Origin of the sequence: Mucilaginibacter sp. (genome assembly GCF_039935595.1) — a bacterium.
In the GTDB taxonomy this organism is placed as follows: Bacteria; Bacteroidota; Bacteroidia; order Sphingobacteriales; family Sphingobacteriaceae; genus Mucilaginibacter.
This window is the reverse complement of the sequence record NZ_JBDTJZ010000157.1, coordinates 1-23,673: the sequence shown is the minus strand read 5'-3', so window position 1 is coordinate 23,673 and position 23,673 is coordinate 1. Positions and strand designations below refer to the sequence as shown.

The window sequence follows — 23,673 nt, the reverse complement described above, 5'->3', positions numbered from 1 at the left end:
AAGTTCTCTTTAATTAATAGTGGCACTTGCCGCATTCAATACCACCCATCATGGCTTCGGTAACTTTACCGCCTTTTTTGATCAGGTCATGTACCTCTATCATTTTCTCGTAATACGCGTTACCTTTCATGTTAATGTCAGTACGCTTGTGGCACTGTATACACCATTTCATGGTAAGCGGCGAGTATTGATAAACCTCTTTCATGGTCTGAACCGGGCCGTGGCATTGCTGGCATTTAATACCGCCCACTTTTACGTGTTGCGAGTGGTTAAAGTAAGCAAAGTCGGGCAGGTTATGTACACGCACCCATTGTATTGGATGAGCTTTGGTTGCATCATACTTTTGTGTTGCAGGATCATAACCCAACGCATCATAAATCTTATGTATCTCCGGAGACGGTGCTTTCTGGGTCATCGTCCTATCAATAGACTTATGACAGTTCATACATACGTTCAATGATGGTATAGAAGCATTTTTTGACTTGTATGCACCACTATGGCAATACTGGCAATCAATTTTCATGATACCGGCATGCAGCTCGTGCGAGTATTTGATAGGTTGTACCGGCTGGTAGCCTGTATGTACGTTGGTGTTCCATAAGGTAACCCATGTCCAGCTTCCCATAGCAACTGTACCGCATAAAATAACAAAGAATACAAATTTCTTATTCTTCGCCATTTTTTTGATGCCGGCATATTTGTCAACCTTTTCGGTTTCAACAACCTCTTCGTCTTCAACAATTATATTTTTGTTTTTTACCAGCAGGCGCTCAAGCGTACTAATAACCCTGTTAAGTACCAGTATAACAATAAAGGCTATTATTATAACACCAATAAGACCTAAAATAACCAGGTTGCTTGGGCCGGCATCAACCGCGGCAACTGCACCGCCGGCGGCAGGACCAGCATTAGCAGCTCCCATTTTTTTCCAGTCGGCACGCACATAGGCTATTATGTCTGCAACATCACCTTCAGGTAGCTGCGTAAACACAGGCATGCCTGTTTGGTTAAACTCGTTGTAAATTTTTAACGCTTTAGGGTCCTTAGCGCCAATTAGCTCCTGGTTGTTACGTATCCAGTGTGTTAACCATTTGTCATCAGTTTCTGATGCCATGATGGGTCCTAAAGCCGGGCCTACCGAACGTTGGTCAATTTTATGACAGCCGTTACAGGCATTTGATTTAAACAGGGCCTCGCCTTTTGCAGCGTCGCCCTGCGCCCGGGCAGAAAATCCCCATACAGCTAAACAGGCAAGCAGCAAAACCGACCTTGAGAATTGTTTAAGAATCAATGAGATACTCCTCATAAAGTGTATATGTGCTAAATAATTATTGTATAAAAGTTGTTGAAAGTGCCGAAAGACGTGTTTTATCCCCCAATTTTCAGCCACAAAAGTATAATTTATTACAGTATCGCTGACAAATAAATGACAGTAATAAATAATTTATAATCGTTCTAAATAAATAGAAAATCAATGAAAAACCTCCCTGAAAATCAATAAAATATGCAACATATTAAATCATTAATTACGAATCTGTTATTTTTTGGATAAACAAGTGTCCTTCATTTTTGTATGATCGGTATTGAGTTCATACTGTTCCTGGCGTTCACTAATCTGCGAACGCCACCACCAGGAACATCATTTTTATTGCCCCAATATCCAGGCAAATATCAATGGCGCGACAATAGTGGCATCGCTCTCCACGATAAATTTGGGAGTATGAATATCCAGTTTGCCCCAGGTAATTTTCTCGTTAGGTACAGCACCCGAGTACGAGCCGTAAGACGTAGTTGAATCAGATATCTGGCAGAAATAACTCCAGAAAGGTATCTCGGGCATTTCCATATCCTGGTACAGCATGGGCACTACACAAATCGGGAAATCGCCGGCTATACCACCGCCTATCTGGAAAAACCCAATGCCCTTACCTGATGAATTTTTAACGTACCAATCAGCCAGCCAGGCCATATACTCAATGCCGCTTTTCATGGTAACGGCCTTTATCTCGTTTTTAATAACGTATGATGCAAAGATGTTGCCCATGGTACTGTCCTCCCAGCCCGGCACTACAATGGGCAGGTTTTTTTCGGCAGCTGCCAGCATCCAGGAGTTTTTTGGGTCAATTTCATAGTACTGCTCCAAATCGCCGCTCAACAACATTTTGTACATATACTCATGCGGAAAGTAACGCTCGCCGGCATTATCCGCATCCTTCCATAATTTATGGATATGCTTTTGCAAACGGCGGAATGCTTCCTCTTCTGGTATACAGGTATCTGTTACGCGGTTGTAATGGTTCTCCAACAAATCCCACTCATCCTGCGGACTAAGATCACGGTAGTTAGGTACCCTTTTATAGTGCGAATGTGCAACCAGGTTCATAATATCCTCTTCCAGGTTAGCGCCAGTGCATGATATAATGGCTATTTTATCCTGACGTATCATTTCGGCCAATGATATACCCAGTTCGGCAGTACTCATGGCACCTGCAAGGGTAACCATCATTTTGCCGCCTTCCAGCAGATGTGTTTCATAACCTTTCGCCGCGTCCATTAATGCTGCTGCGTTAAAATGCAGGTAATTTTTTTCAATAAACTGGGATATCGGGCCTTTTGCGTTGCTCATTTTCTTAAAATCTAAATCAACCGCAAAAGTAGGTATTTTGCTGAAATGAGGATTTTTAAATTCTAAATTCTACAAACAATGCTTTAAAATTTATCTTCGTACATAATCTCCGTATGAAAAAAATACTGACCCTGATCCTAATCACCTCGGCCATACAAAGCGTGCAGGCGCAAAAAATTATCCCAAAGTTTATCCGACGTATGTATTTTGAAAAAGATACCAGCAAACGCGGCAGCTTTGTAGTGTTGCCGGTGCTTACCTCGGCACCCGAAACAGGGGTTGAAGTTGGCGGCGCAGCACTGTATTCATTTTATACCGATACCATTAACCACGAAACACGGGTATCCAATATATATGGTTATGCTACCATTACGGCTAAAGGGCAAAACCGCCTTAACCTTAGTACCAGCCGCTGGACGTCAAAAAACAAATATCATTATAGCGCTGCCATAGGCTATATCAATTTTCCGGCTGATTTTTATGGTATAGGCAATAACACCCGCAAAGCAGATGCCGACCACGTAGGCGAAAAGCGTTATAAACTAACCCTCGCTGCTGAAAAATTAATGGCCAAAAACTTATACGTAGGTTTTGTAGCAGGGGGCCTAAACTATACTTACAAGCCTGAAAATACTACCGGCATTTTTAGCACAAGCAATTTAGTTGAAGACCGTAGCGGTGGTGCCTTTGCTTATATTGGCCCAAGCTTAACTTTTGATAATCGTAATAATAATACCTATACTACGAAAGGCATATCGGTAAACGCCTATTTTAATGCCATGCAGGGCATATTTGGCAACAACAGCTATAAAGGTGGATTTTTCAATATAGAGTACACGCAATTTTTTAGCCTGAGCAAGACTTTTGTTTTGGCGTTTGATGTGCAGGAACAAAGTTTGGTTGGCGGCCGTTCGCCATTTTATTTACTACCCCAAATGGGCAGCGACGAAATGATGCGCGGTTACTACGGCGGCCGCTACCGCGACCGCAACTATATAGCCGGACAAACCGAACTGCGCTACCGTATCAATGAACGTTTTGGCTTAGTAGGTTTTTTAGGTACCGGCGAGGTTTTTCATACCAGTTTTGATATCAATACGCTTAAACCTAATTACGGCGGCGGCGTGCGTTACTTTTTCGATATCGAAAAAGGACTTAGCGTGAGGCTTGACTATGGCATGGGCCAAAAAGCCCCCGGCGAGCAACGCCAAAGCGGCTTTTATATTGGGTTGGGGCAGGCGTTTTAGTTAGTTGATAGTTCATGGATCATAGTTCATAGTTCATAGTTCATAGTTCATAGTTAGATTTTACCATGAACTATATACTAATAACAAAATCCTCTTTAGCCTGATCAGTTTTAAAGTACACCAACCCTATCCAAAATAAATCAATGGTAACGGTAACTTTGGGGTGCGCCTTGATTTGGGCCCAGGCTTCTTTCATCCCTTCACTCCAGTATATATCATCAAAAATCAGCAGTGTGCCCTCGTGTACTTTGGGCAGGCACCATCCAAAATAGTTTAGGGTAGCTTGCTTTTGGTGATTGCCATCTACAAACACAAAATCAACTTTATCCAATTTTTCAATTATCCCCGGCAGGGTATTATCAAAGTTGCCGGTGGTTAAGTTAATATGGAACAACCCGGCTTTATTAAAACTCTCTTTAGCAATGCGCGCGGTTTCGGGACAGCCCTCTAATGTATATACTTTGGCAGCAGGGGCGGCTTTTTGCAGATATAGGGTGGTTGTGCCTAAACAGGTACCTAATTCTATGATGTTTTCGGGCTGCAAATCGGCCACTAAACGGTAAAGCAGTTGTGCCAGTTTTGGAGGTTTAAGGGAGTTGGCCGCTAGGATACTTATTTTTTTTTGGCGATCATTATTTACATGCGAGCCCGCGCCTAGATCGGTCAACGTAATAACGCGGTCGTCTTTTAAAAGTCCGGATCGAATATTTTCAATTTCGGGATATACTTTTTTGGCATTAAAATCGTAGATAACTTTATCAACCAGCCTGTAAACAAATGGCGAGTGTGTTCCGTGCCTTGTTTTGGCTTTTAAACGATATAAAAGGTAGTCCGCAGCGAACCTTAAATTTAACATGGTTGTAAAATTATATAAACGTTTAGTATTTTAGCATTAAGAATGATAAATCAAACAGAAGTAAATTCATTGATACGCCTGCTGGACGACCCCGACCAGGAGATATATAACCACGTTCATGATAAATTGTTGTCATACGGCAGCGAAGCTATTGAGCACCTGGAAAGTGCTTTTGAGCAAGCTTTTGACGCGATACAGCAAGAGCGCATTGCCAATCTGGTGCACGAAATTCAGTTCGGTATTGTAAAAAACGATCTGAAACTTTGGCTGCATGGCGGCGCTTTTGACTTGCTGCAGGGCGCGCTGATTATTAACCGCTACCAATACCCCGACCTTGACGAGCAAAAACTCATAAACCAGATAGAGGCCATTAAGCGCGATATATGGATCCAAATGATGAACGAGGCCAGCCCTTCCGAACAAATAAAACTCATTAACCATGTATTTTATCACCTGTATGGCTATAGTGGCAATACCAGTAATCATCTTGATCCGCAAAACAGCTATTTGAGTCAGGTGTTGGAAACCAAAAAGGGCAATCAGATATCGCTGGCTATTATTTACTCCATCATAGCGCAAAAGCTGGATATACCCGTTTATGGCGTAAACCTGCCCAAGTATTTTATTTTGGCTTATGTTGACGAAACGCAGCAAAGCGATTTTGAAGGCGGCATCCTGTTTTATATCAATGCTTTTAATAAGGGGCTTATTTTTGGCCGCAGGGATGTAGATATGTTTTTAAAGCAACTTAACCTAAAATTTGACAAGCAGTTTTATGAACCCTGCTCAAATACCGAAATTATTAAACGGGTAATACGTAATTTAATAAGCGCGTACGAGAACTTAGGCTCGGCAGAAAAGGTTGCTGAGTTAAATGAGTTGCTGGCGATAGTGGAAGAATAAGTTTTCGTCCCACATTTTTACTGTTTCGTCACATTTGTTTTAGCGGGTAATTAATTGCCGTTTACTTTACGGTATATTTAAACCTGCAACCATGAACCAGTTAAAAATTTCATTTATCAATAAAGTCGAATTATGGCTGATATCCATATTAGCGCTTATTGCTATATTTTACTTGTTAAATGTGATTGCTAATCCACAAACCTATAATGAAAATATTCATCAATATGATTTTGAATCACGGCATTTAGTTTATTCTTATTTTACCAATTACTTTTTACCCTTCACATTAAAATATGTAAGCCTTTACGGTTGTTATTTGCTGTTACATTTTATTATAGTTAAAAATCTCGCGGCTAATGTAAAACCCATCAAAAATATTGCATTAGGTATAGGTTTGCTCTTACTGACAGGTGTTGTTTGGGGACTTGCAGATATCCTCGTAAAAAATTACCTGTTTTATGGGGGCAATCCGTCCGGGCCAATAGTTTCAGAAATTTTTTCAAAAAGCTTTACTGCCGTTTTTTGGATCTATTTTACTTACGCAATTTATACTTTACTCAAATACAGTCTTTATTCAGCTGTTAATAAATTTAAGTTTAGTAATCACGCCATCAACACAATTGAAGATGTTATTATACTAATAACCTTTTGGACAGCCATCCAACTTCTGTTAAATATGCCCGGCCTGGCAGATGATTACCGAATTATGTGGGTGGTTATTGTATTACCGGCCATACCAGTTTATGCTTATGCTTATGGGAAGCTTATCCCCATAGTAAAAAGCAAAAAAAAAGATTTTTGGTATTATCTATACCGGTTAACCCTTATTGCGGTTATTATAATTATTTTACTATGCGTTGGCTATAGTTTGATGATTGGGGTATCCAAACTATCAATTGTGTTTTTGCTTATCAGTTTTTGCATAGCCTTACATATTGTTATTATAAGTACCTCAACTTGGTTTGTTTACCATTACCGGCAATCAAAATTCGCAGAAATAACAGGGCTTAAAACCGCTCTGGGGCAGTCAAATGCTAATCTTGATTTTTTGCGTTCGCAGATAAATCCACATTTTTTATTTAACGCCTTAAATACGCTTTACGGCACTGCCTTGCAAGAAAATGCTGACCGCACTGGCACAGGCATACAAAAACTGGGGGATATGATGCGCTTTATGCTGCAGGAAAACGTACAGGAACAAATATCATTAACACGTGAAATTGACTACCTGAATAATTATATTGATCTTCAAAAGCTGCGTACACAAACTTCGCCTGATATTATTATTGATATACAAATTGATGAGCAGCCAAACGGCCTGCAAATTGCGCCTATGCTGCTTATCCCTTTTGTTGAAAATGCTTTTAAACATGGCATAAGCCTGCGCCAACCATCGCACATAAAAATAACACTGCATAAGCGCGATAGCGAATTGCTTTTTGATGTAACCAACACCATACATCCCAAATCCGGCGCCGATCCTGAAAAAGACAAAAGCGGCATTGGCTTAAAAAATATACAACAGCGTTTGCAATTGCTGTATCCCAACCGCCATGACCTGGTGATCCGCGAAAGCGCGAAAGAGTTTTTTATACATCTTACCATTCAGCTTTAATATTCATCCCACCATTTCTTGGTTCCGTCCCATTTGCTTTAACAAACAGGTGCATGTACCTACTTTGCGCTATAAAACTTAAACGAAATGAAAAAATTACAACTTATTATTTTATTACTGGCTTGCACTAAAATGAGCATGGGCCAGCTACTACTTACAGGCAATATTAAAGGTTCAGTCAAGGGTGACTCGGTAGAAGTGAATCTATCCTATGATGGTAATTATTGGGCAAAAAACTCTGTTTATTTAAAAACTGATGTAGCTGGTAAATTTCATACAGCTTACCCCTACCACACTCCCAAATTTATAATGCTCATCTACAAATCGGCTAAACAATATTTATTACTTAGTCCGGGTAGACCATTATATGTTTCTATAAATAACAGCGCTTCGCCAATATTTGCTTTTGCCGGGAAAGCCAAACCGGAGAACGATCTGATACAAAAGCTAAATTTGGAAGTGACAGAACTTCCGTTTGTTAAAGAATTAAAAGTTAAAAACTCCTATGCAACATGGCCTGTTGATTCAGTTGTTCAATATAAAGTACCGGCTATAATGCATAGTTTGGATAGCACACAAAAACTGGTTAACCAATCAAATTTACCGGCATCAACAAAAAAAATAATTGCAACTGAGGTAAGATATGAATATGCCGATGCGGTATCGGTTAATGTAGGCAGCTGGCTAAATAACCGTAAAAACCGGGCAAACTTTAACCTGCATTTTATTGATACCGTACTTAAAAAATTTGGCCTCCCTACTAAGAATGAATTGGACGGTAGCTTATATGCTAATCTTTATTTAAATGAATACTTCAGGTTTAAATCATGGAAAGGTATTTACACCTATAATGCCAATCCTGATAAAGTAAAAGCTAATGAAATACTTAAAGCCAGTACCGGTATTGATTATGATGATTTGCTTAATGAAATAAAAAAAGATGGCAACGAGGAATACGCTTTTACAACACGTATAACTGCGGCTGCACCACAATATGCCTGGGAAAAGCAATTAACCAACCTGATGTTTAATTTTTGCATGTCGAGCCAGTTACAGTCGGCAGATAAGCTATTGTATTTTATAAAGGGTAATTTAACCAATGAGCAGTATATCGCAGCTGCTGAAAAAATGTTTATCCCTTTAAAAAAAGAAAGAGACCAATACGCCCATAATTTAAACATTAGGATACGGCCCGATTATAAAAGTATATCCTCATTAAAAGAGTTAATGGCACCCTATAAAGGTAAAGTGGTTTTGGTTGATATGTGGTATACCCAATGCCCGCCCTGCATAGCAGAACTGGCGTATGACCAGCCTTTAAAAGCCCGCTTTAAAGATAAAGATGTGATATTTTTAAATATCGCGTTAGAAGAAGATAAAGATGACGAGATATGGCGCGACTTTATTTTAATCAACAATATCCCTGCTGAGCACGTGCGCAGGACGCGCAACCAGATGGGGCCCCTGTGGAACGAACTTGGTGTGATTGACAGCCAACAAAAATATCCTACTTATATAATTTTTGACCGGGAGGGTAAAGTAGCGGTGAAGGATGCCAGCAGGCCCAGCGAAAGGGAAGCCTTATACAGCCAGATAGAAAATGTATTGAATAAATAAACCTACATTTATTGTATGTTAACCGCCATTGCCATTGATGATGAACCCATAGCTTTAGATGTAGTGCGATCGCACGCATCTAAAGTGGGGTTTATTGAATTGAAAGCCGAGTTTACGGATGCTTTTAAGGCCATTGAATTTTTGCAGCATGAGCCTGTTGATTTGATTTTTCTGGATATTAAAATGCCGGACATTTCGGGCATGGATCTGCTGAGTTGCCTTAGTAAGAGGCCGATGGTTATTTTTACTACCGCCTATTCAGAACACGCGGTGGAAAGCTTTGAACTGGACGCGGTTGATTATTTGCTGAAACCGTTTTCGCTGGCACGATTTATTAAAGCCTGCAATAAGGCCAATGAAATTTATACGCTACGAGGCACAGCTGATAAAAAGGACTACCTTTTTTTAAAAACAGGTTATGAGCAAATACGCGTAAATTTTGAAGATATCTATTATCTGGAAGCTACCGGCAACTATGTAAATTTTGTATTGAAAGACAAAACCATCCTTTCGCGGATGACGATAACGGAGGTGGAAACCTTATTGCCGGCTAAGCAATTTGCACGCATACACCGCTCATTTATAGTGGCTTTAAACAAGATTAATAAAATAGAAAGGCACCAATTGCTGGTTAATGGCAGCATTTTGCCGGTAAGCGTACCCTATCAAAGCATTATCCCCGCAAAATAATATACGCATTATATAGTGTATAAACCACACTAACGGCACATTTTTGCCCGTATACCAAATGATGTATGGAATATATTTTATTAACTAAAATTTACTATTTACCAGTAAAAATTATTGGCAATACAATTCAAATTTAGGTAAATTGCAAGTTCTGAATTTTTAAACACGTAAAGCCATGACCGATACGCTTGACATTAAGATCACCAAGACAAAAAGTTCTCGTTTGGAGCAAACGGACTTTAGTAATTTACCCTTTGGCCATATATTTTCTGACCACATGTTTGTGGCTGATTTTGAAGATGGTGAGTGGAAGAATTTTGAAATTGTCCCTTATGGTGATATCCTGGTCGGTCCCGGTATATCAGCATTACATTACGGACAATCATTTTTTGAAGGATTAAAAGCATATAAGCATCATGATGGTACGGTATCTATTTTCCGTCCGGAAAAAAATGCCGCCAGATTCAATAAATCAGCCGAGCGTTTGTGTATGCCAGCCATGCCCGAAGAAGTGTTTTTACAAAGCATTGCTGCATTAGTTGATTTAGACAGAGATTGGATACCGCAAGAAGCCAACCACTCGTTATACATAAGGCCGTTTATGTTTGCTACTGATAAATTTTTAGGGGTAACCCCTTCAAAAACTTATAAATACATGGTGTTAACCTGCCCGGTTGGCCCGTATTTTTCAAAAACATTAAGGGTAAAAATTGAAACACATTACACCCGCGCTGCCGAAGGTGGTATGGGTTATGCCAAATCATCGGGCAACTATGGTGTATCCATGTTACCAGCACGTAAAGCTACCGAAGAAGGCTTTGACCAGTTGATATGGACAGACGCTAAAGAGCATAAATATATTGAAGAAATGGGTGCCGCCAATGTAATGTTTGTACTGGATGGCAAGTTAATAACCCCATTGGCACAGGATACCATTTTAGATGGCGTAACCCGCGATACGGTTATTGCGCTGGCCCGCGAGTGGGGTTTCCCGGTTGAGGAGCGTAAAGTATCCGTAGCCGAAATAATTGAGGGCGCTAAAAATGGCAAACTTACAGATGCCTTTGGCGCCGGAACTGCGGCTACCATTGCATCAGTGGGCTCAATTAGCCATAATGGCGAGGAATATACGCTGATAGACCCGAAACAACGGGAGTTTTCACAAAAGGCCTTAAAAGCCTTAAATGATATAAAATATGGCAACACCCCTGACACACACGGGTGGAATTTTGTTGTTTAGTGATTAGAGATCAGTTTATCAGTGATTAGTAACTATACAAAAGGCAGCCTAATAATCAGGCTGCCTTTTGTATTCTATTTACTAAAATACTAATTTCTAATCACTGATTAACTAATCACTACTCCACACTCACCGTCAGCATTTCCTGCTGTAAAATTTTGCGATAAATTTCCATTTCGGTAAATGAGCCTTCTAATACGGCGCACTTACCCTCGTTGTGTACTTTCCAGGCGATTTTTTCGGCTTGCGATTCTGAATAATCCAGGTACTTTATCATGCAATATATAACATGGTCAAAAGTATTAATATCGTCATTCCATAAAATTAAACGATGTATTTCTTTAAGCCCTACTAATAATTCTTCGAGGGTAAAGGTTTGTTCCTGGGTTTCTGTTGGCATGTGTAATTACAAAATTACTCAAAAACAGGATAAAAATTTTAATGTGCAGTTATAAAAATTTAAATTCAACCTTTTAAACTTCCAATTAAACCCAATATCATGAAAAAAGTTTGTTCGTATTTGTTATGCGCAGTAGGCATGCAAATAATTTCTGCTGGTGCAACTTACGCCCAGGAAACTGTACTGGCTTTAAAATCTCCGGCAACAGCCGTAACCATTGATGGTATCAACACGGAGTGGGGAGATAGCTTAAGTTATTATAATGCTGAAAATAAAATAAATTATACTATCGCTAATGATAAAGAAAACATTTACCTCGTTATAAAAACCAATGATCTGGGAAAACAAAATTTCATATTATCATCAGGAGTAACTTTTAGCATAGATGTTAAGGGTCGCAGTAAAAAGTCTGGTTTTGCAGTTACTTTTCCCGAAAGTGGGCAGGAAAACATGAAACATAGTACCCCGAACCTTGAAGAAAATAAGCTGAGAGCGGGTTTACTAAATTTTAGAAAGATAGGTGTAAAAGGCTTCAAAGATATCAGTGACGATGATATAGCTTTATCAAATGCTTTTGGAATAAATATTGCCATTGGTTTTGATGATAAAGGATATATGATATATGAAGAAGCTATTCCGCTGAATCTTTTTCATGCAGGCGAATTAGCAAAAGGTGACTGGACATTTAATATTAAGTTGAACCCGCCCGTGAAACCCGAAATGAACAGCATGGGTAGCGAGATTTCAATGGCCGGTGTACCTAGCTTTGCCGGCGGGGGAGGTCGTACTGGCCGTCCAGCTGGTGGTCGTGTAAATGTTGGTGGCGGTGTTCCAAAGGGCGCAAATGCCGAAGCTGAACAAAAACCAATTGATTTTTGGGGCAAAATAACGTTAGTCAAAGCACAATAATTAAAATTTATACAGTTTTATTTAATAATGCCGACCTAAACAGGTGGGCATTATTTTTTAGCTACGTAACTATCGCACCTGCTATTATATTTTTTTACTAAATATGTAGTTATATATTTGGTTTCATCACTACTATAAGTTAATTTCATTTTAACTTAATTAAACCGGATTACATGAAAAAAACTTCAACCTTTTTAATAGGAATTTTAAGCGCGCAACTACTTTTAGCTGCTGCCGTTTATGCTCAGGAAACTCTTGACTTAAAAACTCCGGTAAATGCTGTAATTATTGATGGCGATAGTAAGGAATGGGGCGATAGTTTAACCTATTATAACGCCGAAAAAAATATACACTACACCATTGCAAATGATAAAAACAACCTGTATCTGGTAGTTAAAACTAATGACCTGGTACAACAAAATGCTATTTTAGCATCGGGTATTACTTTCTCTATTGACACAAAAGGTCGCAAAAAATCAGCCTTCTCGGTTACTTTTCCGGTAAGCGGCGTTGAAGCAATTAACCGTCCCGCTAACACCCTTGAAGAAAAAAGATTGCGGGCTGATATTACCAAATTAAGAAAAATAGGTATTAAAGGATTTAAAGACGTTGAGGAAAACCAGATCAATGTGGAAAACGCCTTTAAAATACAAACAGCTATTAATTTTGATGATAATGACTATTTAGTATATGAAGAAGCTGTACCGCTGGAGTTATTTCATGCTGCCGAACTGATTAAAAATGATTGGTCGTTTAATATTAAACTCAACGCAGTTACCATACATGATGCCGGGGGGCCGGTGTCAATGGGACATACCATCATGACAACAACTGTGCTTGTTAAGGTGCCTGCCGGTAGTGGTCCGCCATCTACCGCTGATATTGAAGCAGCTTTGCGCAATAGCATTTCAAGGCAGTCTAACATACCCAGGGCAGCACCTCAAAGTGATATAGAAATATCAAAGGCAATAGACTTTTGGGGTAAATTTAGTTTAGCAAATAACTAACAAAGTTGCACCACTTTTATTGTACGTAAATGAGGCAAGATAAATAGGTTAAAAAATATTCTTCCACATCATGCTTTCTACCGGTCGGGTAGTGGGATTATTGTATTTGGCATCAGCCTTTTGATTATAAAGGGTTTCTATATCCCCCTCAACAACAAAATATATGAGTTGGCCAATTGGCATACCCGCATAAATTTTTACCGGCTGGCTGCACGATATTTCAAGTGTCCAGGTATTGCAGAAGCCTACATCGCCTTTACCGGCCGTAGCATGTATATCAATACCTAATCTGCCGGTGCTTGATTTTCCCTCTAAAAACGGAATATGTTTATGGGTTTCGGTGTACTCCATGGTAACACCTAAATACAATGTGTTTGGCTGTAATATAAAACCCTCCTTAGGTATCTCAAAGCCGTCTATCTCATTATGTACTTTTGCATCTAGCACCCGGTTACGGTAAGTGGCCAGGTGTTTACCTAAATGTACATCGTAGGAGTTTGTACCCAGGCATTCGCGTTTAAAAGGTTCAATAATTATATGGCCTTTTTCAATTTCTTCAAGGATACGTTTATCAGATAATATCATGCTTTGGGGATGTTGGGCTAAATTTAGAATTAATTGACATAAGTTTGCTATCCTTTTTGCAATTTTACCCTATGGCTATAGCATACCGGCAACGCGTTGATGATGATACAGAGTTTGCACTCTGGAAGATTGAGGAAAAAGCAGACGAGCTATACAACCAGCTACAGTTAGACGAAGGCGAAAAAAATTTTATTGAACAAATAAGTAACGGCAAACGTAACCTGCATTGGCTGGGCACGAGGGTACTATTACGTAAAATGCTGCTTACTGACGAGTATATTGATTGCAAAGTAGATGAGCATGGCAAACCCTACCTGGTAACACTACCCTATCATATCTCATTTAGCCACTCATTTGATTACGCTGCAGTAATGATCAGTAAAAAAGCACCTGTAGGCATTGATATTGAGCATGTGAAGGAAAAGGTTGAGCGTATAGCCCATAAGTTTATGCGCCCGCAGGAACTTGCCAGCATTGATAGCGGCCATAAAATACAACAGCTATATGTTTGCTGGTGCGCCAAAGAGGCGGTTTATAAATGCTTCGGGCAAAAAGCAATCTCGTTTTTAGATAATATTGCATTGCAGCCTTTTGATTATGCTGACAAAGGAGAAGTGAGCGCCCGCTTGCAAAAAGGCGAAGTAGCTATTGATTATAAAGTGGGATATTTGCAGTACGAGGACTACATGATTGGATACGTGAAAGGATGAAAAATAAAAAAGTAACTGTGCTTGACTGGGGGCTTATTGACTATAAAGAAGCGTGGGATAAACAGGAGGCCCTATTTGCCGATACCATTAAATTAAAGATCAACCTGCGCGAACATCCGGATGAAAGCGCTATTACACCCAACTATTTAATATTTTGCCAGCACCCGCATGTTTACACTTTGGGTAAAAGTGGCAAGCCCGAAAACTTATTGTTAGATGATGCCGGGCTAAAGGAGAAAAATGCTGTTTATTATCCTATTAATCGTGGCGGCGATATTACCTATCATGGGCCGGGCCAATTGGTTTGCTACCCGATATTGGACCTTGATAATTTTTTTACCGATATACACCTATACCTGCGCACGCTGGAAGAAGCCGTAATTTTAACCCTTGCCGATTATGGCCTGCAAGCGGGCCGTTATGAGGGCTATACCGGTGTTTGGTTTGACAGCGATAATGCACGTGCACGAAAGATCAGTGCCATGGGTGTACGCTGCAGCCGATGGGTAACTATGCATGGCCTGGCGCTAAACGTAAATGCAGATCTTAATTACTTTAACAATATAGTGGCCTGTGGTATTAGCGATAAGGCTGTTACTACCCTGCAAAAAGAATTAGGTAAACCAATTGACATGAACGAGGTACAGTTAAAACTGCAACAGCATATTGTAACCTTGTTTGGTATGGAGTTAATTGCTTAGGTACCTAATAACCTTACCCCGGCAGCTTTCAAATTTTTTAGGATGTTTTCCTGTAGGGCTATTTTTGCATTTAAATAATCGGCTGGTTGCACCCAGGCATTGATGGTAAAACGTATACAATCAACTTCTAAACCTATAACGCCTACGCGTATGGCTGGGTCGGGTAATATGCCCGGGGCGGCATTTACCGTATCCAGCATTATTTGTTTTACCTGATCAATATCTACATAATAACCTAATTTCACTTCAAAATCAAGTCGGCGTTTGCCCTCGCGGGTAATATTTACTATTACCTCGTTAAACAGTTTACCGTTAGGGATGATGATAGTTTTATTATCAGCAGTAATTAATACAGTATAAAACACCTGTATAGATATTACACGGCCCTCCTGGCCCTGGGCAACAATGTTATCATCCAGTTGGAAGGGCTTTAAAAGTAGGATGAGCACACCACCGGCAAAGTTTTGAAATGTTCCTGATAACGCTAAACCAACCGCAACTGTAAAACCACCTAAAATAGTGCTAAACATTGTCAGCGGAAAACCGATAATGTTTAATACCAGTATTATAAGCAATACATATAATGCCGTAATGGCCAGACTAAGAAAAAATGGTTGTAGTGAAGAGTGTACCTGTCGGCGGCTCATTCTGCCGCGTATGCGAACCGTGAAAACTTTGATGAGCCTTAGCCCTACTAATAGTATTATAAAACCTATTAGTGATTTGGAGCCGTTTATTAAAAGCCATTTATAGGCCAGATCATATAATTCCTGTAGCTTCATAATTCAAGCTACGAAGTTAACAATTATTATTTTCCGTAAATAGTTATAAACAGCTCGGGGCCTTTAAACAACACCCAATCAACTATGGTTGAGCGTATATGCCTGGTGGTATCTGTTAAATGTTTCATGTGATAATGTATTCAATTGTTGTGCCTTGTTTATGATCATCAGTATTTGATTACAAAAATAAGCCTAAATACAAGCTTTAAATTCAAAAATTAATCATTTGATTAAACAATGACCGTGTGTTTACGCTTGCATGACTTTACACATAGTATACAAAAACAAAACCCCTGTCTGAAATAACAGACAAGGGTTTAAAGTTTTATTATTCCCCCTTTAGGGGGTTAGGGGGCTTACATCATACCGCCCATGCCGCCACCGCCGCCCATTGGACCGGCAGGTGCTTCTTCAGGATCATCAGCCAATACACACTCTGTTGTTAACAACATAGCTGCAATTGAAGCTGCATTCTCTAAGGCTACGCGGCCTACTTTAGTAGGGTCAATAACACCTGCACCAATTAAGTTTTCGTATTTATCCGTACGTGCATTGTAACCAAAGTCGGCTTTACCTTCTTTAACTCTTTGTACTACGATAGAGCCTTCAATACCTGCGTTTTCGCAAATTTGACGTAATGGCTCTTCAATAGCACGACGAATAATCTGGATGCCGGTATTTTCGTCTTCGTTTGATCCTTTAAGGTCAGCTAAAGCTTCAACAGCGCGGATGAAAGCAACACCACCACCTGCAACTATACCTTCTTCAACAGCGGCACGGGTTGCGTGTAAAGCATCGTCAACACGGTCTTTCTTTTCTTTCATTTCAACTTCGGTAGCTGCACCAACATATAATACAGCAACACCACCTGATAATTTAGCTAAACGCTCTTGTAATTTTTCTTTATCATAATCAGATGTGGTAGATTCCATCTGAGATTTGATCTGGTTTACACGACCTTTAATATCGTCAGAGTTACCGCCACCGTTAATGATCGTAGTATTGTCTTTATCAATTAATACTTTCTCAGCAGTACCTAAGTAGCTCAGTTCAGCATTTTCTAATTTATAACCTTGTTCTTCAGATATTACGGTACCACCAGTTAAGGTAGCAATATCTTCTAACATCGCTTTACGGCGATCACCAAAGCCTGGAGCTTTAACGGCAGCAACTTTAAGCGAGCCACGTATTTTGTTTACTACTAAAGTTGATAGTGCTTCGCCATCCAGATCTTCAGCAATAATTAATAATGGTTTGCCGGTTTGCACTTGTTTCTCCAAAATAGGAAGTAACTCCTTCATTGAAGATATTTTTTTATCGTAGATAAGCACATAAGGGTTTTCCAGTTCTGCTTCCATTTTATCAGTATTGGTTACAAAGTAAGCAGACAGGTAACCACGGTCAAACTGCATACCTTCAACAGTTTTAACTTCGGTTTCGGTTCCTTTAGCTTCTTCAACAGTAATAACACCATCTTTACCAACTTTACCCATTGCTTCGGCAATTAACGAACCGATAAGCTCATCATTATTAGCCGATATAGAGGCAACTTGTTTGATCTTGTTATTGTCTTCGCCAACTGTTTGTGATTGTTTTTTCAAATCAGCAACAACAGCACTAACGGCTTTGTCAATACCGCGTTTCAAATCCATTGGATTTGCGCCTGCGGCTACGTTTTTTATACCTGCAGTAACAATAGCTTGCGCTAAAACAGTTGCAGTAGTAGTACCATCGCCGGCAATATCAGCAGTTTTTGAGGCTACTTCTTTTACCATTTGGGCACCCATGTTTTCTAAAGCATCTTTTAATTCAATTTCTTTAGCAACGGTTACACCGTCCTTGGTAATTATTGGCGAACCAAATTTCTTATCAATAATTACGTTACGTCCCTTAGGACCTAACGTTACTTTTACAGCGTTCGCTAAAATATCAACACCTCTTTTTAAGGCATCGCGCGCTTCAACATTGTATTTAACTTGTTTTGACATCGTATTTTTTAATTTTGAATTAGTGATTTATTGAATTAATGATTGATCGTATCAACAATTCAACATTAATTAAATTACTGCGAAAATATCAGATTCACGCATAATCAGGTATTCTTTACCATCCACAGTAATTTCGGTACCTGCATATTTGCCATATAAAACTTCGTCGCCTACTTTGTAAGCCATTGGGATAAGCACTCCAGACAGATCAGCATATTTACCCGGACCAACAGCTACTACAGTTCCTTTTTGAGGTTTTTCTTTAGCTGTATCAGGGATAATGATGCCCGAAGCGGTCTTTTCTTCTGCAGCGGCAGCTTCAACTACTACCCTATCTGCGCTAGGTTTAATTTTTAATGACATAATTATATAATTCTTGAGTTTATAAAAAAGTTTGTGTTAATGCTTGCCCTTCAACATCAATTATGCCAAGCCACATAAAATGCCTTTATTGACATATATTACTGTTGTATTGTCAGATTTATGTAAATGGGGGTTTTTATAGTTTATACAGTCTTAATGTATAATGCCAACGTGTCAGTATAAAATACAAAAAACAATAAGGCCCGGAATATATTCCGAGCCTTATTTTATGCTTATCGTTAAAATTATTTTTTAGGAGCCGGTGCTTGTGTTGGCGCTGCAGTTCCGGGTAACAATGGTGCCGTTGACGATGATGATGCCGGAGCTTTTAATGATTTTTTAATTTGCTCCTCATATTGCGACCCATTAGTAGTGGATGATACGCCGCTTTTTACCGCTACATTAATTAAAAGCGATAATACCATTAAGCTGATGGCTAATACCCAGGTACCTTTTTCTAAAAAGTCGCCGGTTTTTTGCACACCCATTAGTTGCGATTGGCTTGAAAAATTAGAAGTAAGACCACCGCCCTTAGGGTTTTGTATCAATACGATCATGCCTAAAAGGGCACATACAATAACGGTTATAATTATTAAAACTAAATACATTTCTTTATATTAATTTGATTTCTTTTCTATCTGTTCAATCTGGCTGGCAAAGTAAAGGCTTTTTTCCGGAAATTTCAACATCAATTTTTTATAGGCACTTATAGCTTTTGGATACAGCATTTGTTCGGTATAAATACGCGCCAGTGTTTCGGTTACTATTTCGTCAGCGTCTTCCGAGCTTTTTTTGGCTTTATTTTCATTATCCAGTCTTATCCCGGTTGGATGCTTAATTTGAGGTTCGGTTTGTATAAAGCGTTTTATTATGCGGTCTTCTTTTTTATCCGCACTAAATTTAATTTCTTTTTTTGCAGTACTGCGTTCCAGCTCCTCTATGGCATTTAAATTAAATATGTTTTCAACATACTGTTGCTGTAACTCATCAACCACATTTTTGGTTTGTACCTGCGCCTGGGCGGGGCCGGCGTTAAAAACATACGGCTGATAGGTACTGGCATATTCTTTACGTGTTTTATCTAACCACCACATAAAACTATAAGGCATTTTATCGTCATTGTACCTTGATAGTTCCTGGTTTTCAATATGAAGGCTTCTTGGTTGGGTAATAACGGCACTTATATTGGTATCTGGCTGTTTATGTGTAAATGTTTTATCAATTACAAAATGATCATTTGCCGGTATCTGGTTAACCTTTTCTTCAGGAATAATACTTTCTGGTTCGCTTTCAACAGGCTCGTGTTGAGCATGAGCTGTTAGCTGCCCTAAATTAATATCTTCAATACTAACAATCTCGTCATAAACATCGTCGTCAATATCCTGATGAAAAAACTCGGCTTTATCTAAAGTATAACCAGGATCAGGATGCATGTTAACTTCTTCCGGATTGTTCAATACCTCTTCTTCATTATCCTCAGTGGTTTCTTCAATGTTGGGTAATTCGGGTTGATGAGTATAAGTTGGTATCTCCTCGCTTAACAAATTATTGTCATTTACCGGCAGGTCAATATCATTATAGGCCTGCATATCCTCATTATTTTCTTCCGGCTCTGTATTGTCTGAGAAATGATCAACAAAAGTTTCATCTTCGGTTTCAGATACCGGGGCTATTATTTCTTCTGTATCCGGTAAAGTATTAGTATTATCTGCCCATATTATCTGCGCTGGCAAAACAACCGACAGACTATCAGGCATATTAACCAGTTTGTATAAAGCGGCAGGGTCAAAATAAGCGGCGGCATGTTTTACATTTTGCTCATGCCCGTTAGCAGCAAGCAATGCCCTTAATAACCCGCTTTGTGGAAAATTATTAACAAGCGTTTCTATACCGGCGGCATCCTCTGCAAGCGTATTAACGGGGCTGGCCAATGCCTTCCATAATAAACCATTATCTATATTACTCAATTGTTCCACACGCTGAAGCTACAAAATGGTTACCAATTATTAAAGGCCGCGTTAAAAATATCATCTATTAGCTGTTTGTTTATAGCCTGGATAAGCGTTTGTTCCTGCGATGAAAGGTCGCCGGTGTAATTTAATGATTTGGTGAATGACCGGTCAAAGCTTATTTTTTTGTTAGCGTCATAATTAAATTTAACTTTTACCGTAATTGTCAATGCCGACGCACCCGCTATAGGCGCCTTATTAGCCTGTGTAGCTTGTATTGATATAGGCCCGTAACGATAATCAGTTATTGACCCCGAAAGGCTGGCATCACCCTCGCGCGTTACTATACTTAAATTTGTGGTCGACCGTATACGCTCCTTTAAAGCTTCAGTAAATAACTGGCTTAGGTTACCTACCACCAGTGGCGCATCATTTTCAAAAAACGATACGTTAATTGTTTTCATCTCAGGCGGTATTGACTCACTTTTTAATTTTATACTGCATGACTGAAATAACAATATTAAAGCACCCATCGTAATCAGCAATCCCCATGTTCTCTTCATACCTGCTATAAATTTAGTTCCTTTATTTTCCTGTACAATGTTCTTTCAGATATACCCAATTCATTTGCCGCCAACTTACGTTTCCCCTTATGCTTTTTAAGCGCCTTACGTATCAAGTCTGATTCCTTTTCAATTAATGATAATGATTCTTCTACTTCTTCGGCATCATGCGTTAAATTATAGGTATCATTACCATTATTTATTACGGTACCATTAACGGGTTGCTGCAGCGTAAATTGCGGGTCGGTGCTTCCAGGCAAATCAACATCGCGGTATAACTGTTTTAGGGTTTGCGAGTGTGCCGCAGCGTTTACGCTAACGCCACCATGTTCAATAATATCAGCCACCAGCTTTTTAAGCTCTACCATATCGCGTTTCATATCAAATAAAACCTTGTATAGTATGTCGCGTTCTGAAAAATCTTCTTTGGGCTGGTTTTCAATGCGCATAGGCAAATTACGCCCTCCTGTTTCCTGCGGGATATAGGTAAGCAGGGTTTGCGCGGTAATAATACGGTCGCGCTCTAACACGGCCAATTGCTCGGCCATGTTTTTTAGCTGGCGCACATTGCCCGGCCATGAGTAGTTTATAATTACCTGTTGTGCCTCGTCATCTAACTGTATAGGCGGGGTGCGGTATTTATCAGTAAAATCAGATGTAAATTTTCTGAACAGCAAATAAATATCTTCCTTCCTGTCGCGCAGGGGTGGTATGCGCAGGGGCACGGTGTTTAAACGATAGTAAAGATCCTCCCTGAATTTTCCGTTTCTTACAGCTTCGTACACATCAACATTAGTAGCCGCAATAACACGCACATTGGTTTTCTCAACCTTTGATGAACCCACTTTAATATACTGGCCCGATTCAAGCACACGCAGTAATCGTGCCTGGGTGCCCAACGGCATTTCGGCTATCTCATCTAAAAATATGGTACCACCATTCACGGTTTCAAAATAGCCCTTCCGTTCGCCAACGGCACCTGTGTAGGCACCTTTTTCGTGACCAAATAATTCCGAGTCAATGGTACCTTCTGGTATTGCCCCGCAGTTAACGGCAATAAATGGCCCATGTTTGCGCGGACTCATCTGGTGTATAATATGCGAAAAAACTTCTTTACCACTACCACTTTCGCCGGTAATTAAAACCGAAATATCAGTTGGCGATACCTGGTTGGCAATATTTATAGCCCGGTTCAATAACGGCGAGTTACCGATGATTCCGAAGCGTTGTTTTATTTCTTGTATTTCCATACCCCCTAGCCCCCTAAAGGGGGAATAATTTAGGTGCCCCCCAGCCCCCTAAAGGGGGAGTTGGACGTGTTTTATAATTTATTTAAGTCCAGTTAAGCTGTTACCCTCCCCCTTTAGGGGGTCGGGGGGCACTATTGTCCCCATTAACGTTGCCGTAGTACACCTTTCGGCCAGTACATTTACATACATTCCCGGTTTATACCGTTCATCTACCGGAAAAACCACCATAGCATTTTGATCACTACGGCCTGCATAATCGTTTTTTGATTTTTTTGAAAAGCCTTCAATCAGCACCTTTTGCACTTTACCAAGTTGCGCCAGCATACGGCTGTACGAGTGTTGCTGCTGTAGCGCCACAATCTCGGTTAACCGTGCCGCTTTAACGGCTTCGGGTATATCATCAGCATAACGCTTGGCTGCTAACGTGCCCGGCCTTTCCGAGTACATAAACATGTAGGCAAAATCATATTTCACATATTCCATCATGCTCACGGTTTCTTTATGTTCTTCATCCGTTTCGCTGCAAAAACCGGTTATAACATCGGTAGATATAGCACACTCAGGAATTATGCGACGAATTGCGTCTATCCTGTTTATATACCACTCGCGGTCATAAGTACGGTTCATCAGTTCAAGCACGCGGCTGTTACCTGATTGTACGGGCAAATGAATATAATTGCAAACGTTATCGTGTTTTGTTATGGCATATAATACTTCATCGGTAATATCCTTAGGATGCGAGGTTGAAAAACGTACCCTCAGATCAGGGTTTATCAATGCTACTCTTTCTAACAGGTTAGCAAAATTAACTCTTTCAGTTTCATCCTCGCTGGCCCATTTATATGAATCTACATTTTGTCCCAGCAAAGTAACTTCGCGGTAGCCCGAATTAAAAAGATCAGTACACTCTTTTACAATTGAAAACGGATCGCGGCTGCGTTCGCGGCCACGGGTAAACGGTACCACGCAAAACGAGCACATATTATCGCAACCCCGCATAATAGATACAAATGCGTTTATACCATTACTATTTAAACGTACGGGACTTATATCCGCGTAAGTTTCTTCGCGCGACAGTAATACATTAACGGCTTTTTGACCGCCGTCAACCTGGTCTATCAAATTAGGCAGGTCGCGGTAAGCATCGGGGCCTACAACTACATCAACCAGTTTTTCTTCTTCTAAAAATTTAGCTTTTAAACGTTCAGCCATACAGCCAAGCACGCCAACCACCATACCGGGGTTTTTTCTTTTTGCTTCTTTAAATTCTTTAAGGCGGTTACGAACCCGTGTTTCGGCATTTTCGCGAATGGAGCAGGTGTTAATAAATATCACATCGGCGTTGGTATAATCGCCGGTGGTTTCAAATCCCTGTTCGGCCAAAATAGAGGCTACAATTTCGCTATCCGAAAAATTCATGGCGCAACCGTAACTTTCAATATACAGTTTGCGGCCATTATTTTTACCCTCAACAGGGGTTAACAATAAAGCTTCGCCCTGCCTGCTCTCGTCATGTACCTTATCCGGAATAACCAAATCCATCATTATCATTAAAATTTGAGTTGCAAAAATACATAAACTTTTAATATTGCGTGACAGATTGTCAGCAAATCAACAAAACAAGTATTTTAATGTTATAGTGTTACATTATGACGACAGAACCGGGTACCCC

23 protein-coding genes are annotated in these 23,673 nt (G+C 39.9%); 10 read left to right on the top strand and 13 right to left on the bottom strand.

The window, feature by feature from the left end; all coding sequences use genetic code 11:
• Positions 1-13 precede the first annotated feature (13 nt).
• On the bottom strand, positions 14-1,306 hold the full coding sequence (locus ABI367_RS10510) for a c-type cytochrome (protein WP_462231254.1): 1,293 nt from the start codon (positions 1,304-1,306) through the stop codon (positions 14-16).
• Between the two features lie 339 nt (positions 1,307-1,645).
• A complete protein-coding gene (locus ABI367_RS10505; RefSeq protein WP_462231252.1) occupies positions 1,646-2,626 on the bottom strand; it encodes a deoxyhypusine synthase family protein in 981 nt (326 codons plus the stop codon).
• A 113-nt stretch (positions 2,627-2,739) separates the two neighbouring features.
• Between ABI367_RS10505 and ABI367_RS10500 the strand changes: the two genes are divergently transcribed.
• The gene (locus ABI367_RS10500; RefSeq protein ID WP_462231250.1) at positions 2,740-3,873 is read left to right on the top strand and encodes a BamA/TamA family outer membrane protein; all 1,134 of its coding nucleotides are present in this window, start codon (positions 2,740-2,742) and stop codon (positions 3,871-3,873) included.
• Between the two features lie 70 nt (positions 3,874-3,943).
• Here ABI367_RS10500 and ABI367_RS10495 read toward each other — a convergent pair whose 3' ends face one another.
• Complete coding sequence (locus tag ABI367_RS10495; RefSeq protein ID WP_462231248.1) at positions 3,944-4,729, bottom strand: O-methyltransferase; 786 nt, start codon at positions 4,727-4,729, stop codon at positions 3,944-3,946.
• A 42-nt stretch (positions 4,730-4,771) separates the two neighbouring features.
• Here ABI367_RS10495 and ABI367_RS10490 point away from each other — a divergent pair, with 42 nt between their 5' ends.
• From ABI367_RS10490 to ABI367_RS10470, 5 genes are all read left to right on the top strand, one after another.
• Entirely contained in the window at positions 4,772-5,632 is an 861-nt protein-coding gene (locus ABI367_RS10490; protein WP_462231246.1) for a transglutaminase family protein, read from the top strand.
• 91 nt (positions 5,633-5,723) lie between these two features.
• Positions 5,724-7,247: a sensor histidine kinase gene (locus ABI367_RS10485; RefSeq protein ID WP_462231244.1), complete on the top strand. Its 1,524-nt coding sequence runs from the start codon at positions 5,724-5,726 to the stop codon at positions 7,245-7,247.
• Positions 7,248-7,334: 87 nt separating this feature from the next.
• Complete coding sequence (locus ABI367_RS10480) at positions 7,335-8,864, top strand: TlpA family protein disulfide reductase (protein ID WP_462231242.1); 1,530 nt, start codon at positions 7,335-7,337, stop codon at positions 8,862-8,864.
• Between the two features lie 15 nt (positions 8,865-8,879).
• Complete coding sequence (locus ABI367_RS10475; RefSeq protein ID WP_462231240.1) at positions 8,880-9,554, top strand: LytR/AlgR family response regulator transcription factor; 675 nt, start codon at positions 8,880-8,882, stop codon at positions 9,552-9,554.
• A 175-nt stretch (positions 9,555-9,729) separates the two neighbouring features.
• On the top strand, positions 9,730-10,794 hold the full coding sequence (locus ABI367_RS10470) for a branched-chain amino acid aminotransferase (RefSeq protein WP_462231238.1): 1,065 nt from the start codon (positions 9,730-9,732) through the stop codon (positions 10,792-10,794).
• Between the two features lie 118 nt (positions 10,795-10,912).
• Here the strand turns inward: ABI367_RS10470 and ABI367_RS10465 are convergent, their stop codons facing one another.
• Positions 10,913-11,194: an ATP-dependent Clp protease adaptor ClpS gene (locus tag ABI367_RS10465; RefSeq protein ID WP_462231236.1), complete on the bottom strand. Its 282-nt coding sequence runs from the start codon at positions 11,192-11,194 to the stop codon at positions 10,913-10,915.
• 99 nt (positions 11,195-11,293) lie between these two features.
• Between ABI367_RS10465 and ABI367_RS10460 the strand changes: the two genes are divergently transcribed.
• Positions 11,294-12,103, top strand: coding sequence for a hypothetical protein (locus ABI367_RS10460; RefSeq protein ID WP_462231234.1), 810 nt, complete (start codon positions 11,294-11,296; stop codon positions 12,101-12,103).
• A 173-nt stretch (positions 12,104-12,276) separates the two neighbouring features.
• Positions 12,277-13,110: a hypothetical protein gene (locus tag ABI367_RS10455; RefSeq protein ID WP_462231232.1), complete on the top strand. Its 834-nt coding sequence runs from the start codon at positions 12,277-12,279 to the stop codon at positions 13,108-13,110.
• Between the two features lie 48 nt (positions 13,111-13,158).
• On the opposite strand, the gene dcd is transcribed toward ABI367_RS10455, so the two are convergent.
• Positions 13,159-13,695, bottom strand: a complete 537-nt coding sequence (dcd, locus tag ABI367_RS10450) for a dCTP deaminase (protein ID WP_462231230.1) — start codon at positions 13,693-13,695, stop codon at positions 13,159-13,161.
• A gap of 71 nt (positions 13,696-13,766) precedes the next feature.
• Here dcd and ABI367_RS10445 point away from each other — a divergent pair, with 71 nt between their 5' ends.
• Positions 13,767-14,405, top strand: coding sequence for a 4'-phosphopantetheinyl transferase family protein (locus tag ABI367_RS10445; protein ID WP_462231228.1), 639 nt, complete (start codon positions 13,767-13,769; stop codon positions 14,403-14,405).
• A complete protein-coding gene (gene lipB / locus ABI367_RS10440; protein ID WP_462231226.1) occupies positions 14,402-15,106 on the top strand; it encodes a lipoyl(octanoyl) transferase LipB in 705 nt (234 codons plus the stop codon). The genes ABI367_RS10445 and lipB overlap by 4 nt, the downstream gene beginning before the upstream one ends.
• On the opposite strand, the gene ABI367_RS10435 is transcribed toward lipB, so the two are convergent.
• From ABI367_RS10435 to miaB, 8 genes are all read right to left on the bottom strand, one after another.
• On the bottom strand, positions 15,103-15,888 hold the full coding sequence (locus tag ABI367_RS10435) for a mechanosensitive ion channel family protein (RefSeq protein WP_462231224.1): 786 nt from the start codon (positions 15,886-15,888) through the stop codon (positions 15,103-15,105). The genes lipB and ABI367_RS10435 overlap by 4 nt on opposite strands.
• Positions 15,889-16,244: 356 nt before the next feature.
• Positions 16,245-17,876 (bottom strand): chaperonin GroEL, encoded by a 1,632-nt coding sequence (groL, locus tag ABI367_RS10430; RefSeq protein WP_462231222.1) that lies wholly within the window; start codon positions 17,874-17,876, stop codon positions 16,245-16,247.
• Between the two features lie 69 nt (positions 17,877-17,945).
• A complete protein-coding gene (gene groES / locus ABI367_RS10425; RefSeq protein ID WP_462231220.1) occupies positions 17,946-18,239 on the bottom strand; it encodes a co-chaperone GroES in 294 nt (97 codons plus the stop codon).
• Between the two features lie 245 nt (positions 18,240-18,484).
• Complete coding sequence (gene secG, locus ABI367_RS10420; protein ID WP_462231218.1) at positions 18,485-18,847, bottom strand: preprotein translocase subunit SecG; 363 nt, start codon at positions 18,845-18,847, stop codon at positions 18,485-18,487.
• Between the two features lie 9 nt (positions 18,848-18,856).
• Positions 18,857-20,206, bottom strand: a complete 1,350-nt coding sequence (locus ABI367_RS10415) for a hypothetical protein (protein WP_462231216.1) — start codon at positions 20,204-20,206, stop codon at positions 18,857-18,859.
• Positions 20,207-20,235: 29 nt separating this feature from the next.
• Positions 20,236-20,751: an LPS assembly lipoprotein LptE gene (gene lptE, locus ABI367_RS10410; RefSeq protein ID WP_462231214.1), complete on the bottom strand. Its 516-nt coding sequence runs from the start codon at positions 20,749-20,751 to the stop codon at positions 20,236-20,238.
• Between the two features lie 5 nt (positions 20,752-20,756).
• Positions 20,757-22,001, bottom strand: coding sequence for a sigma-54 interaction domain-containing protein (locus tag ABI367_RS10405; protein WP_462231212.1), 1,245 nt, complete (start codon positions 21,999-22,001; stop codon positions 20,757-20,759).
• 78 nt (positions 22,002-22,079) lie between these two features.
• On the bottom strand, positions 22,080-23,546 hold the full coding sequence (gene miaB / locus ABI367_RS10400; RefSeq protein ID WP_462231210.1) for a tRNA (N6-isopentenyl adenosine(37)-C2)-methylthiotransferase MiaB: 1,467 nt from the start codon (positions 23,544-23,546) through the stop codon (positions 22,080-22,082).
• Positions 23,547-23,673: the final 127 nt, after the last annotated feature.

Coding starts and splice junctions, on each gene's coding strand:
- ABI367_RS10460 (WP_462231234.1), top strand. CDS start 11,294: ATGAAAAAAGTTTGTTCGTATTTGTTATGCGCAGTAGGCATGCAAATA.
- ABI367_RS10455 (WP_462231232.1), top strand. CDS start 12,277: ATGAAAAAAACTTCAACCTTTTTAATAGGAATTTTAAGCGCGCAACTA.
- ABI367_RS10480 (WP_462231242.1), top strand. CDS start 7,335: ATGAAAAAATTACAACTTATTATTTTATTACTGGCTTGCACTAAAATG.
- secG (WP_462231218.1), bottom strand. CDS start 18,847: ATGTATTTAGTTTTAATAATTATAACCGTTATTGTATGTGCCCTTTTA.
- miaB (WP_462231210.1), bottom strand. CDS start 23,546: ATGATGGATTTGGTTATTCCGGATAAGGTACATGACGAGAGCAGGCAG.
- groES (WP_462231220.1), bottom strand. CDS start 18,239: ATGTCATTAAAAATTAAACCTAGCGCAGATAGGGTAGTAGTTGAAGCT.
- ABI367_RS10445 (WP_462231228.1), top strand. CDS start 13,767: ATGGCTATAGCATACCGGCAACGCGTTGATGATGATACAGAGTTTGCA.
- ABI367_RS10510 (WP_462231254.1), bottom strand. CDS start 1,306: ATGAGGAGTATCTCATTGATTCTTAAACAATTCTCAAGGTCGGTTTTG.
- dcd (WP_462231230.1), bottom strand. CDS start 13,695: ATGATATTATCTGATAAACGTATCCTTGAAGAAATTGAAAAAGGCCAT.
- lipB (WP_462231226.1), top strand. CDS start 14,402: ATGAAAAATAAAAAAGTAACTGTGCTTGACTGGGGGCTTATTGACTAT.
- ABI367_RS10500 (WP_462231250.1), top strand. CDS start 2,740: ATGAAAAAAATACTGACCCTGATCCTAATCACCTCGGCCATACAAAGC.
- ABI367_RS10495 (WP_462231248.1), bottom strand. CDS start 4,729: ATGTTAAATTTAAGGTTCGCTGCGGACTACCTTTTATATCGTTTAAAA.
- ABI367_RS10505 (WP_462231252.1), bottom strand. CDS start 2,626: ATGAGCAACGCAAAAGGCCCGATATCCCAGTTTATTGAAAAAAATTAC.
- ABI367_RS10485 (WP_462231244.1), top strand. CDS start 5,724: ATGAACCAGTTAAAAATTTCATTTATCAATAAAGTCGAATTATGGCTG.
- ABI367_RS10475 (WP_462231240.1), top strand. CDS start 8,880: ATGTTAACCGCCATTGCCATTGATGATGAACCCATAGCTTTAGATGTA.
- ABI367_RS10470 (WP_462231238.1), top strand. CDS start 9,730: ATGACCGATACGCTTGACATTAAGATCACCAAGACAAAAAGTTCTCGT.
- ABI367_RS10405 (WP_462231212.1), bottom strand. CDS start 22,001: ATGGAAATACAAGAAATAAAACAACGCTTCGGAATCATCGGTAACTCG.
- ABI367_RS10490 (WP_462231246.1), top strand. CDS start 4,772: ATGATAAATCAAACAGAAGTAAATTCATTGATACGCCTGCTGGACGAC.
- ABI367_RS10465 (WP_462231236.1), bottom strand. CDS start 11,194: ATGCCAACAGAAACCCAGGAACAAACCTTTACCCTCGAAGAATTATTA.
- groL (WP_462231222.1), bottom strand. CDS start 17,876: ATGTCAAAACAAGTTAAATACAATGTTGAAGCGCGCGATGCCTTAAAA.
- ABI367_RS10435 (WP_462231224.1), bottom strand. CDS start 15,888: ATGAAGCTACAGGAATTATATGATCTGGCCTATAAATGGCTTTTAATA.
- lptE (WP_462231214.1), bottom strand. CDS start 20,751: ATGAAGAGAACATGGGGATTGCTGATTACGATGGGTGCTTTAATATTG.